The organism is Tropicimonas sp. IMCC6043 (genome assembly GCF_004146235.1).
Lineage (GTDB): Bacteria > Pseudomonadota > Alphaproteobacteria > Rhodobacterales > Rhodobacteraceae > Tropicimonas.
The window spans coordinates 1-261 of record NZ_SELO01000223.1; the positions used below are offsets into that span (position 1 = coordinate 1).

Consider the following 261-nt stretch of genomic DNA (forward strand, 5'->3'; position numbering starts at 1 on the left):
GCCGCACCAGCCCCCTCTGCAGCCAGATCGACAGTTGCCCGCTTTCATGCACGATCCGTTCCGGCATGAGCCTGTTCTCGGCAAGAAACTGGGAAACTGCCTCGGGGCAGGTCGGCACTGAACCACGTGCCAAGACCTTGCCATCCCCATCCATGACGCAGATCGAAATCCCTTTGAGAGACACGTCGAGCCCGGCATATTGTTTCATGGTCATTCTCCTCGCGGATGATTGCTTGTGGGGCCAATGGTATCGGACCTCGT

1 pseudogene is annotated in these 261 nt (G+C 58.2%); it reads right to left on the minus strand.

The window, feature by feature from the left end:
- Window positions 1-208 (minus strand): annotated as a pseudogene (locus EU800_RS26460) (IS110 family transposase); the annotation flags it as partial.
- Between the last annotated feature and the right edge of the window lie 53 nt (window positions 209-261).